This window comes from Jezberella montanilacus, assembly GCF_003003055.1.
Classification (GTDB): domain Bacteria; phylum Pseudomonadota; class Gammaproteobacteria; order Burkholderiales; family Burkholderiaceae_B; genus Zwartia; species Zwartia montanilacus.
Map to the genome: position 1 here is coordinate 95,041 of NZ_PVTV01000011.1, position 11,917 is coordinate 106,957.

13 protein-coding genes are annotated in these 11,917 nt (G+C 50.5%); 2 read left to right on the forward strand and 11 right to left on the reverse strand.

The window, feature by feature from the left end:
- Positions 1-8: 8 nt before the first annotated feature.
- From hemW to BCM14_RS02080, 3 genes are read right to left on the reverse strand one after another with little or no spacing between them, the layout of a single operon-like run.
- Entirely contained in the window at positions 9-1,250 is a 1,242-nt protein-coding gene (hemW, locus tag BCM14_RS02070; RefSeq protein WP_106226342.1) for a radical SAM family heme chaperone HemW, read from the reverse strand.
- 8 nt (positions 1,251-1,258) lie between these two features.
- On the reverse strand, positions 1,259-1,894 hold the full coding sequence (rdgB, locus tag BCM14_RS02075) for an RdgB/HAM1 family non-canonical purine NTP pyrophosphatase (protein ID WP_106226343.1): 636 nt from the start codon (positions 1,892-1,894) through the stop codon (positions 1,259-1,261).
- Between the two features lie 9 nt (positions 1,895-1,903).
- Positions 1,904-2,806: a LysR family transcriptional regulator gene (locus BCM14_RS02080; protein ID WP_106226344.1), complete on the reverse strand. Its 903-nt coding sequence runs from the start codon at positions 2,804-2,806 to the stop codon at positions 1,904-1,906.
- A 113-nt stretch (positions 2,807-2,919) separates the two neighbouring features.
- On the opposite strand from BCM14_RS02080, the gene BCM14_RS02085 reads away from it, so the two are divergent.
- Both BCM14_RS02085 and BCM14_RS02090 read left to right on the forward strand, forming a co-directional pair.
- A complete protein-coding gene (locus tag BCM14_RS02085) occupies positions 2,920-4,080 on the forward strand; it encodes an acyl-CoA dehydrogenase family protein (protein WP_106226345.1) in 1,161 nt (386 codons plus the stop codon).
- Between the two features lie 28 nt (positions 4,081-4,108).
- The gene (locus BCM14_RS02090; RefSeq protein WP_106226346.1) at positions 4,109-5,491 is read left to right on the forward strand and encodes an MmgE/PrpD family protein; all 1,383 of its coding nucleotides are present in this window, start codon (positions 4,109-4,111) and stop codon (positions 5,489-5,491) included.
- Between the two features lie 36 nt (positions 5,492-5,527).
- Here BCM14_RS02090 and BCM14_RS02095 read toward each other — a convergent pair whose 3' ends face one another.
- From BCM14_RS02095 to BCM14_RS02130, 8 genes are all read right to left on the reverse strand, one after another.
- Positions 5,528-6,820, reverse strand: a complete 1,293-nt coding sequence (locus BCM14_RS02095) for an NAD(P)/FAD-dependent oxidoreductase (RefSeq protein ID WP_106226347.1) — start codon at positions 6,818-6,820, stop codon at positions 5,528-5,530.
- A 9-nt stretch (positions 6,821-6,829) separates the two neighbouring features.
- Positions 6,830-7,111, reverse strand: coding sequence for a c-type cytochrome (locus tag BCM14_RS02100; RefSeq protein WP_259673378.1), 282 nt, complete (start codon positions 7,109-7,111; stop codon positions 6,830-6,832).
- Positions 7,112-7,235: 124 nt separating this feature from the next.
- Positions 7,236-8,021 carry a sulfur oxidation c-type cytochrome SoxA gene (gene soxA, locus BCM14_RS02105; protein WP_106226348.1) on the reverse strand — a complete coding sequence of 262 codons (786 nt, stop codon included), beginning with the start codon at positions 8,019-8,021 and terminating at the stop codon, positions 7,236-7,238.
- The gene (locus BCM14_RS02110; RefSeq protein ID WP_106226349.1) at positions 8,021-8,350 is read right to left on the reverse strand and encodes a thiosulfate oxidation carrier complex protein SoxZ; all 330 of its coding nucleotides are present in this window, start codon (positions 8,348-8,350) and stop codon (positions 8,021-8,023) included. The genes soxA and BCM14_RS02110 overlap by 1 nt, the downstream gene beginning before the upstream one ends.
- Positions 8,350-8,790 (reverse strand): SoxY-related AACIE arm protein, encoded by a 441-nt coding sequence (locus BCM14_RS02115; RefSeq protein ID WP_106226350.1) that lies wholly within the window; start codon positions 8,788-8,790, stop codon positions 8,350-8,352. The genes BCM14_RS02110 and BCM14_RS02115 overlap by 1 nt, the downstream gene beginning before the upstream one ends.
- Positions 8,787-9,233, reverse strand: coding sequence for a sulfur oxidation c-type cytochrome SoxX (soxX, locus tag BCM14_RS02120; protein WP_259673379.1), 447 nt, complete (start codon positions 9,231-9,233; stop codon positions 8,787-8,789). The genes BCM14_RS02115 and soxX overlap by 4 nt, the downstream gene beginning before the upstream one ends.
- A gap of 2 nt (positions 9,234-9,235) precedes the next feature.
- Positions 9,236-11,437 (reverse strand): xanthine dehydrogenase family protein molybdopterin-binding subunit, encoded by a 2,202-nt coding sequence (locus BCM14_RS02125; RefSeq protein ID WP_106226352.1) that lies wholly within the window; start codon positions 11,435-11,437, stop codon positions 9,236-9,238.
- A gap of 11 nt (positions 11,438-11,448) precedes the next feature.
- Positions 11,449-11,898 (reverse strand): (2Fe-2S)-binding protein, encoded by a 450-nt coding sequence (locus tag BCM14_RS02130; RefSeq protein ID WP_106226353.1) that lies wholly within the window; start codon positions 11,896-11,898, stop codon positions 11,449-11,451.
- Between the last annotated feature and the right edge of the window lie 19 nt (positions 11,899-11,917).

The following is an 11,917-nucleotide window of genomic DNA, read 5'->3' on the forward strand; positions in this document are numbered from 1 at the left end:
AAGGGCGTTTACAAAAATAAAGATTGAAGATCATTCAAAAATCGCCAACCAAGTGGTGTTGCCTGCAAACGACCCGGGTTTAAACTCAATAAACCTTTGTCCATTGCGTGCAACAATTTACCGCGAATGCTATCCAAATGCTGTCCGGTACGCTCAGTGTACAGCGCGACATCAACACCCTCTCTGAGTCGTAAAGCATTTAGCATAAATTCAAACGGAAGCTCTTCCGGACTGAGTTTTCGATGTTCAGCCAAGTGACTGTTGTCTCGCAGCTTAGCCTGCTTAATCCACGATTCTGGTTGTCGCAACTTGGCGAAACGTTCGATCCGGTCAGCAAAGGATAATTTGCCATGCGCACCCGGACCGATGCCAAGGTAATCGCCAAACTCCCAATAATTGACGTTATGACGAGCCAGAGCACCTGTTTTAGCAAAGGCGGATACTTCATAGCGTCCGAGTCCCGCATCGCTCGCTAGCTGCTCCAGCGTAAGCTCCATATCGATCACTATGTCGTCGTCTGGCGTGATCGGCGGGTATTTGGCAAAGACGGTATTTGGCTCTATTGTTAACTGGTACATCGACAAATGCTCTGTGCCGAAAGCCAAAGCCTGACGCGCATCATCTGCCGCTTCAGTGATGGTCTGACCCGGCAAGCCAAACATCAAATCCAGGTTTACTCGCTTGAAGTTTTTTAAGGCTAACTCAATGGCGTGATTGGCCTCACTAGCATCGTGTACTCGGCCCAAGCTTTTCAAATGCTTGTCATGAAACGACTGAATTCCCAAGGACACGCGATTGATTCCGCTTGCCGCGTAACTTTTAAAACGATTCGCTTCAACTGCCCCGGGATTGGCTTCAAGCGTAATCTCGGCATCAGGCCACAAGCTGAGATAGCTGCGAACCATCGCTAACAAACGATCAATCGCCTCGCCTGAAAGCAGGCTCGGCGTCCCCCCGCCAATAAAGATAGTATGGATCTGCCGTCCCCAAATCAGCGGCAAAGTCTGCTCAAGATCCGCGGCAAGCGCTTCGAGATAATCGGCCTCAGGAATCTCGCCTATTTGTTGATGCGAGTTGAAATCACAATAGGGGCACTTGCGCACGCACCACGGGACGTGAATATAGAGCGACAGAGGCGGCAAAGCGTCAAGCAAAGCGCCTCGCTTGGGTCTGTCCTCAAACGGTCGTCGCCTGGGGGATTCTTGTGCAATTGGGATAATGCGCAACGCCGGCCTCTCGGTTGTGCTCATGCGATCAATCAACTGAACTCAGGTGACGACAACTTGCGGATCAGCTCCCGGAAGGCTTGTCCGCGGTGACTGAGATGATTCTTTAAGTCTGGCGGCAATTGCGCGACAGTCATTTGTTGCTCAGCCAACCAGAAATGCGGGTCGTATCCAAAACCATGCTCGCCTTGCGGTTGCTCAACAATTAAACCCGACCAATTCGCTTCTGCTATTAAAGGCTGCGGATCGTCTGCATGCCGAACTAGCACCAACACTGCTACATAATGGGCACTACGATCGACCAATCCGTCGGCCTGAGCAAGTAACGACAAAGCTGAAATGACTTTTTGATTATTTTGCTGGTCTGAACGGTTGCCGTGCTCATCCTCTGCATAGCGAGCGGAATGGACCCCTGGTTCACCGTTTAATGCATGGACACAAATCCCTGAATCATCCGCCAAGGCAGGCAGGCCGGAAGCGCTGCTAGCATGCCGAGCTTTAGCCAAAGCATTTTCAACAAAGGTCGGGTATGGCTCGGCAGCCTCGCTGATTCCCAGTTGGCTCTGCGGAATAAGTTCAATCCCTAAAGGTTCGAATAAGCTTGAAAATTCTTTCAGTTTGCCCGCGTTATTGGATGCAAGGACGATTTTTTTTAGCTTAACCATCATGGTTCATCATCAATTTGTTTTCGCGTCTTCAATCAACATGGTCACAAAATCCCGGGTAAAACCAGGAAGCTCTTTCATGTTGCGCACACAGACATGCAGGTTTCTGAGCGCCCATTCATCCGACAACTGAACAATTTGGATATTCAGATTTTTAACGTAACGACGGGCCACGCGATCTGGCACAACCCCGATTCCGACACCCGCTTCAATCATGCGACAAACCGTCTCAAAATTACTGACTTCAACCCTAAATCGAAATAAATGACCTAGCCTGTCGGCGTTTTGAATAAGAAAAGCGTGGATGGCACTCCATTCGGATAAGCCTACGTAGTCGTAGCTGAGCGTGTCAGCAAAGGCCACGCTATTAGGTCCGGCCAAAGGATGGGCTGTCGGGGTAACAAGAACCAGCTTGTCTTCACGATAGGGAATGAATTCCAGCTCAAAGCCGGCAGGTTGACCGGCGACAAGGCCAATATCGGCGGCGCCTTCAGCCACGGCTTTAACGATCATGTAACTCAGTCGCTCACGCAACTCAACTGTTACGTCGGGGTGAGCGGCCAAATACCGGCTCAAGACAGCTGGCATCGATTCAGTCATCGCCGTGGTGTTGGCCAGCATGCGGATTTGGCCTTTAATACCGCGCGAGTACTCGTGAATATCACCTCTAAGATGCTCGATCTGTCTTAGCACCAGTTTAGCGTGGCGCAAAAATGCTTCGCCCGAGGGGGTGAGCGTGACCCCTTGACTGTTGCGGTGAAAGAGCCGGGTACCAAAGTGTTCTTCAAGATTTTTGACTCGATTGCTTGCAGCTGGCAGAGACAAATGGGATTTTTCAGCGCCACGAGTCAAGCTACTTGCATCCCCAATGTTGACGATAAGCTGGAGGTCGGTCAGATCGAAATGATTAGCCATGAATATAAATTGTTTCTTTGTTAACTGAAAACCCGGGGTTAATTAATCGTCAATTGGCAACTGCTGGCTGATCAGGCACATTACACACATCGAAAACCCCATCATAAGCGACCATGAGTTCTCACGCAGAGCAGTTCACCGAAATCCGCGACGCCATTCGGGATTTGTGCAAACAGTTTCCCGACGAATACTTCCGCAAAATCGACGAGGCACGGGTTTATCCAGAAGCCTTTGTTAACGCCCTGACTGAGGCGGGCTGGATGGCTGCGCTAATCCCCCAGGAATATGGCGGTTCGGGTTTGAGCCTGACAGAAGCATCAGTCATCATGGAAGAAATCAATCGTTGTGGTGGCAATTCTGGCGCTTGCCACGGCCAGATGTACAACATGGGCACCCTGTTGCGTCACGGTTCAAAAGAGCAAAAAGATCTCTATCTGCCTAAAATCGCGTCAGGCGAGCTGCGTTTGCAATCGATGGGAGTGACTGAGCCCACCACAGGCACGGATACCACCAAAATTAAAACAACTGCGGTTAAAAACGGCGATCGCTATGTCATCAACGGTCAAAAGGTTTGGATTTCGCGAATTCAGCATTCAGATTTGATGATTTTGTTAGCTAGAACTACACCTTTGGACCAAGTCACCAAAAAATCGGAAGGCATGTCGATTTTTATCGTCAATCTGCATGATGCAATCGGTCACGGCCTGACGGTGAAACCGATCTTGAACATGGTTAATCATGAAACCAATGAATTGTTCTTTGATAATCTGGAAATCCCTGCTGAAAATTTGATCGGTGAGGAAGGCAAAGGCTTTAAGTACATCCTTGATGGTCTGAACGCTGAACGTGCGCTGATCGCTGCCGAGTGTATCGGTGACGGCTACTGGTTTATCGATCGGGTATCCCAGTACGTCAAGGACCGTATCGTCTTTGGTCGTCCCATTGGTCAGAACCAGGGAGTGCAATTTCCCATTGCGCGTGCTCACATCAACGTTGAAGCCGCTAGCTTGATGCGTTACGAAGCCTGCCGCTTATTTGATGCGAAGCTACCTTGCGGCACTGAAGCCAATATGGCGAAATTGCTCGCCGCAGATGCCTCATGGGAAGCCGCCAATGCTTGCCTGCAGTTTCACGGCGGCTTCGGTTTTGCCTGCGAATATGACGTCGAACGCAAATTTCGTGAGACACGCCTCTATCAAGTGGCTCCTATTTCCACTAACCTCATTTTGTCTTACGTGGCTGAACACGTTCTCGGTTTGCCACGTTCGTTCTAATCATTTTGCTCGTTTGTAAAGGATTGTCATGACAGCCATTCGCTCAACTCAAGCCGCCATCGTGTTGCACCCCAGTGCCGAACTAGCCCGTTTCGTTTCAGCATTGCAGTTCAAGGATATCCCCGAGCACGTGGTGCGGCGTTGTGAGGATCTGTTTCTCGACACCATGGCATCCATCCTAGCCGGGTCAACCGCTCGTGCGGTGAAGTCAATGGGTAAATTTGGTTTACTGATGGGACCTCAGAATGGCAGCTCAGAAGACTTCGTCAATCGTCGACTGACATCTCCCCTCTTTGCTGCGATGTCCAATGCAGCGTCAGCCCATGTCGTTGAGCAAGATGATGTTCATAATGGCTCGGTATTTCATCCAGCGGCTGTTGTGTTTCCGCCGGCCTTAGCGGTGGCTCAGGCGATAGGCGCATCAGGCGAAGAATTTATCACTGCATCGGTTGCTGGTTATGAAGCGGGCATTCGAATTGGCGAATTTTTGGGACGGTCACACTATAAGATTTTTCATACCACCGGAACAGCCGGCACCGTCGCTGCGGCTGTGGCAGTAGGTCGCCTACTGAAGTTGAATACTGAGCAGATGTTGCACGCGATTGGTTCAGCAGGTACACAAGCAGCTGGTTTGTGGGAGTTTCTGCGTGATGCGGCTGATTCAAAACAGCTGCACACTGCCCACGCAGCAGCGAGTGGGTTGACCTCAGCATACCTGGCTCAGGACGGATTTACAGGTGCGCGCCGAATTCTCGAAGGTCTGCAAGGCATGGCAGCTGGTATGTCCACTGACGCAGATCCCAGCAAAATCGTTGACCGGCTGGGTCAACGCTGGGCTTTAGCTGAAACCTCATTCAAGTTTCACGCATCGTGTCGCCACACCCATCCTGCCGCAGACGCCTTGCAACACGCCATTCGCACCCATGGCTTGAAGGCAACCGAGATCAGTAAAGTTGTGACCCATGTTCATCAAGGCGCAATCGATGTGCTGGGTCCCGTGACTGACCCACAGACTGTCCATCAATCGAAGTTTTCAATGGGTACAGTCCTTGCCTTGATCGCCCTGCGCAATTCAGCCGATCTGGCTAACTTTGACAGTGGATTGAAAGACAAGGCCGTCGCCGAGTTTCGTGATCGTGTCGTGATGGAGCTCGACGAAGAAGTCGACTCTGCCTACCCCGCCCGCTGGATAGGCAAAGTGACTGTGACGACAACTGATGGCCGTGTCGTAACGGGTCGAGTTGACGAGCCTAAGGGTGATCCAGGCAACACTTTATCGCGAGCGGAGATCGAACAAAAGGCTTTACGCTTGGGTACCTATCTGGGCGCCTCAACAGAGGCTGAGGTAAAGGCTTTGATTGCTAAAGTCTGGGCCATTGCGAGTGAGCCTGCATTGGGGCGCTTGCTGTAAGCGCGAGAGGCAACGCTTTAATCAAGCGGCATTTTGTCAGGCAAGCATATCCGACCAGATATTTCTCGCCCACGACCAGGCGTAAGTGCCTTCCAGAGCCGTGGGCTCGGGCGATAAGCCCCCTGAACCTGGTACGACCTTAAAGGTTTTATCCTTTGCGTCGTAGGCGTGCACGCTTGCTACATGCACCACTCTTTTGGCATCAACAAAGCTATAACAAGTATTGGTCAACAAAGGCGCCGGTGCCACTGGCCAGTCATTGAGCTCAGCAACAATCGCCGCAGCGGCAACCTTGGCATGCTGATTGGCCATATGACCAGACTTTGGCATCAATTGAGCATTTTGTGTCGCGTCGCCAATGACATGAATATTTTTGGCAGCTGTGGACTCAAACGTTAAAAAGTCTACATAGACCCAGCGCTTGCTCGCGTTGGCAAGCCCTGTCTGCGAGGCAATGTCACCGGCACGCATGCTCGGCAAAACGTTTAACACATCGGCTTTGACATCATCCTGAATATCGAATTTCAATGTCTTTGTTTTTGAATCAACCGCAACCACATTATGCGAAGGCATGTACTCAATCATACCGGGGTAGAGCTCAGCCCAAGCTTTCTTGAACAAAGCGCCTTTTGAAACGATATCCTGATTAGCATCGAGCACAACAATTTTGGATTTGGGTTTGTGCTGTTTGAGATATGACGCCACCTGACAGACACGCTCATAGGGGCCGGGCGGGCAACGATATGGCGCTTCGGGGATACTCAGCGCGAATACACCACCGTCGCGCATTGCTGCTATCTGCTTATGCAGCCTGTCTGTTTCAGGACCTGCTTTCCAAGCTTGTAGCGTAGCACCCGAGGCGTTGGCTTGCGTTAAGCCTTGAATGCTATCCCACATCATCGACACACCAGGTGACAACACTAGCTTGTCGTATCGAAGCGTGTTGCCAGACTTAAGTTTGATCGTTTTTTTGACTGGATCGATTGCAGACGCATAGTCTTTGATCAGTTTGATGCCATGCTGTTTAGTCAGATCGTTATACGATCTGGTCAAATCCCCAAGCGATTGCGAACCACCAATCACGAGATTCGATAATGGACACGAAACAAATTTATCGTCAGGCTCGATCAACGTCACACGAGCTTGATGGTTTGAGAATAAGCTAAGGTATTTGGCAGCTGTCGCGCCACCGTAGCCTCCACCAATCACGACGATCTCTGCACGCGCGATGCCAGTAGCCCGGGCCGTGCGAGTCATCCCCAGCGAAGCGAAAGAAGTAATTAAGCCAAGCGATGCTGCCGAAGTGCCTAAAAAATCACGTCTTTGCATGTGAATCCCCTACTTCTTTCCGAGATATTGAGCGATTGCCTTCAATTGCTCTTCGCTGTAGCCCTTAGCTATCTGAGGCATGATCGTGCCGGCTTGTGTGCCGTTGCGATAGGCAAGCAACTGCGCTAACAAGTCCTCAGGTTTTTGTTCGCTTAGCGCGGGCATCACTGCTGGACTAGCCGGCTTCCCATCGGTACCGTGGCAATTTGCGCAACTGGCAGCAAGCAGGCTTTGATTGAGATGATCGGCAGAGGTTTGCGCAAAGCTCGTTGACAGCAAAATTGTTGTCATGGTCACAAAGCACAATCCAGGCATAGCGACCTTAATAAGCGCAGCGCTGACGGACGTCGTTTTAAAAACTGGGGCGTTTGTTCGTATCACTGTTCACCTCATTCGAGTTAAGCCGCTCAAACAACTAGGGTCGCACACCCGGTGTTTCGATCAAAAGGCCACGAGCTCGCCACATCAAAAACGCCTCAAGCTGTTTGATCTCGGTTGAATCAAAGGGAAAAGGCTCTGCCCTTACCCCAATCATACAGTTACGCAAACGTCGTTCAAGGGACCCAACTGACTGCCACTCAAGACGATAAATTGGATAACCAGTGGGATGAGCTTGAGGGATAGCGCTTCCCCCTAACTTCAAACCCGCTCTCTGGTCATGGCACTGAGCACACGACAAGTTCAGTTGTCCCATCCGTTGATTAAAAAGCGCACGACCCGCCTCTACCTGTTTCATTGCAGCCGGCGCATGATCAACCTGAATGGCTAAGCCCTTGGACTGAGCGGCAACGTAGGTGGTTAGTGCCAGCGAGGTTTTACTTTCGTGAGCAACCGAAGGCAAATCGAGACGCCTGGTTCGACATTGATTGATTTGTTCTTCCAGTGAGGTCAGACGCCCCTGTCGCAATTTGGGAAACGAAGCCGCAACACCTCTCATCGTCTTGCTTGCATCGCCATGGCAGGCGGCACAGGATTTTTGTTGAGAACCGTGTTGCTCTGACCAGAGCGCTTGACCATCAAGTAACCAGAATGCTGCAGGATTAGAGTCTGGATTATCCTGCATCGCTTTGTTTTCAGCACTCATCAATTCGTAGGACGATTGACGAGGATCTTTTGCTTGTTGCGCACAAGCTGCTCTGGGTATCAAGAGTGCGAGCCCAAGCAAACACAGATACCACTGCGAGCGGATCGCCAGAGACATTAGGTCACCGTCAGTTGACTGGTTGTTTTAGCCAAATAATCGTTATCACCTGCCCATGTAAACTCAAGCGTGCCGCTCTCAGTTGCAATGGTCGAGAACACGATCATGGGATTCGCACCCGTGCCAGGATGCAAATCAGCTCGAAAAATCTCAGTGCCGTTGTACGTGCATAAAAAGCTTCTGAGGATGTCGCGAGGGATGATGCCACCTTGTTCGTCACGACGAAAGCCACTTTCCATGTCATGTTGCACAATCACTTTGATATCAATAATGTCACCTTTTTTTGCCTGATTGGGCATGGTGACCAGTGATCGGGATGTCCTGCTCATCAGACCTCCGTACACGCTGAAAGCGTGACCAGCGTGTTAGCAGAACCTTGATGAAACGAGCCGTCACTCATTTCTGCGATCGCTAATACTCGTTGGGAATTCGACAAACGGACACGGCTCTGAACCATGGCACGGCCTGATCGTGCGCTTAAATAAAAACTAATAATATTTGGCAAAGGATTGCCCTCAGCGATGATGTGAATCGCTTTAACGTAATCATTAGCAGTCATGGGGCTATCGACTACAACCGTCATCGGGACGAGATTGCCATTTTCAACTAAAGGCGGGATATCGAGTTTGACTCGGCTAGTTTTAACAAAAGCCTTTCCAACGATATTTTCTAGCGCCTTTTGAGCCTCTTCTTCAGACGCGTTCGCTTTGGCGAAGGTTAATAACCCCACCGACAAAGAGAGACCGATAAAACGACGACGAATATTCATGGTTTAAGCGTCAATAAAAAAGCAACGATATCTTCTATATCTTGCGCGACCAAAATAGCCTTGCCCTGATACTGAGGAGAGACCCTGATTAAACCATCAGAGCTAAGATAGCTGGGCATAATCGTTGTAGGGTTAAACCATTGAGGTGCGACCAGATGCGCTCTCAACTGCCCAGCAGTCAAACGCGAAGCACTCTGGCTTAATTCTGGGGCAAGATTGCCTTGAAAATGCTCTTCTGGGAAAGGCCCGTTGTGGCACAGGATACACAAGCCACTCTGACGGCCTAATACAAGTAAGCGCCCTTTACTTGCGTCACCAGCTTGGTCAGTCAGCGGTTGCTCGATCGAACCACTGACTGAGTCAAACTGCACTGAGTCAGCTAGCAAAGGTGTTGCCCATCCCAGCAGCGAACTGACTGCCAAGATCAAGCAATACCTTTTCACCGTCATATCATCGTGATGCCGCTATTTTTAAGCGGCACGGTACGGATACGCTTGCCAGTCGCCGCGTAGTAAGCATTCAACACCGCCGGGGCTGCCACGCATATGGTCGGTTCACCGACACCGCCCCACTCTTTGCCGCCACCCTGAAGAATGATTGCTTCAACTTTTGGCATTTGAGCAATGCGCATTGAGCCATAGGTATCAAAATTCTTCTGCTCAATCGCACCGTTCTTGACTGTACATTCTTGCAAGAATAAAGCTGATAGACCGTAAACAAAAGAACCTGCGACTTGACGCTCAATCTGTGCTGGATTGACTGCATAGCCACAATCCGTCGCAGCAACAATACGATGCACTTTGATCTTCGTACCGTCTACAACCGAAATCTCACAGGCTGCCGCGACCATGCTGCCGTAAGCCGTCATCTGCGCCACACCTCGAAAGATCCCTTTTGGCGCAGGCTTTGACCATTCAATCCGCTCCGCCACCGCATTCAATGCGGCCAAATTGCGCGGGAAATCGGCCATGTGTTTACGTCTGAACTCAACAGGATCCATCCCCGCCGTCTCAGCCATCTCATCCATGAAGCATTCCATGAAAATAGCATTTTGATTGACGTTCACACCGCGCCAGAACCCAGGAGGGACGTGCGGATTACGCATCGCGTGATCCACCAACAAATTGGGGAAGGTATAACTAAAACCGTGCTCGCCACCATCAAAGACACCTTGGAAAGCAATTGGATCACGGCCTTTTTGTTGTTCAACCACAGCTGGACGCAAGGAGGCAAGAATTGACTGGCCAGACAAGCGCATATGCATACCTGTCATATTATTCTTGTCATCAAAACTGGCTGTAAGTTTGGACATCATGATCGGATGGTAGCGGCCCTGTGTCATGTCCTCTTCACGTGTCCAGATAAGTTTGACGTGAATACCGGGCATCTGTTTAGCAATCAAAACAGCTTGGGTCGCGTAATCCTGTGTCGCACCGCGTCGGCCAAAGCCACCGCCCAAATTGACTTTATGGACTTCGCATTTTTCTGCAGGCAAACCCGAAGCAGCAATGACTACCGCCATGGTGGATTCGCCGTCCTGGGTAGGCACCCAGGCTTCACAACGCTCAGGCGTAAAAATTGCCGTGGCGTTTTGTGGCTCCATGGTGGCGTGATTCAAATAAGGATACGAATAAGTAGCTTCGATTTTTTTTGTAGCGCCGGCTAATGCTGCTTTGATATCACCACGTTGATTGCCGACAAAAGCCTGCTCAGCCGTCAAACCTTCTTGAAGCAGAGCCTTGATTGATTCGCTCGATACGGCGGCATTGGGACCAAAATCCCATTCAATCTGAACTTCTGCAATGGCTGATTTTGCGTGCCAGAACGTGTCGGCAACGACAGCAACAGCTGTTTCACCAACCTTGATAACTTTTTTGACGCCCTTCATGCTCAGGGCTTTCTTGTCGTCGAACGACTTCAGTTTGCCGCCAAAGACTGGGCATTCTTTAATCGTCGCAACCACCATACCGGGGAATTTTAAATCAGTACCGTAGACCTGTTTACCCGTCACTTTGTCCTGCAATGTATCGAGCCGGTTCAGCGGCTTGCCGATAATGGTCCAATCTTTGGGGTCTTTCAGAGCAACTTCTTTAGGCACTGGCAACTTTGAGGCAGCAACAGACACTTTACCGAAGGTCGTTTTACGACCCGTAGGCTTGTGAGTGATGACACCTTTTACAGCCACGCATTCAACCGCAGGGACTTTCCATTGCGCGGCGGCAGCCTCAATCAACATCATGCGAGCGGCAGCGCCGCCTTTACGGACATATTGCTCAGAGGTGCGAATACCGCGGCTACCGCCTGTGGAGAAATCACCCCAAATACGATTACGATTCAGGCTTTCACCTGGCGTTGGGAATTCAATAGAAACTTTGGACCAGTCACACTCAAGCTCTTCAGCCACTAATTGAGCCAATCCCGTTGAAGTACCCTGGCCCATTTCAGAGCGCACGATACGAACAATCACAGATTCATCAGGTTTGATAACAACCCAAGCACCGATCTCTGGGCCGGACAGCTTACTAGCTTCTGCTGCAAATGCGCTGGTAGGTAACTCGATTCCAACGGCAAGGCCCACGCCTGTCAGGGCTGAGCCGACTACAAACTTTCTACGCGACAAATTAGCGATCTTGGTTGGTGCATTCATCTTCAGACCCCTTAAGCCTTCGCAGCAGCATGGATTGCTGCGCGAACTTGTTGAAACGTGCCGCAACGACAAATGTTGGTAATCGCTTCGTCAATGTCCGCATCGGTTGGATTGGGTTTTTTATTGAGCAAATCAGTCACCGCCATCAATAATCCAGACTGGCAGTAACCGCACTGAGGGACCTGGTGCTCGACCCAGGCAGCTTGCAATTTGGTTAACTTCCCATTGGCTGCAAGACCTTCAACAGTCGTGACCTTACGCGCACCCACTGCGCTAACTGGATATGAACAAGATCTGATGGCTTCTCCGTCAATCAGCACCGTACAGGAGCCGCACTGAGCAATGCCGCAACCGTATTTGGTACCAGTCAGGCCGATCAGCTCACGAATCACCCACAATAGGGGCATATTGCTTTCTGCATCAACGCTGTGCTGTTTGCCGTTTACGTTTACTTGGATCATGTATAAGTCTCCAGTGACT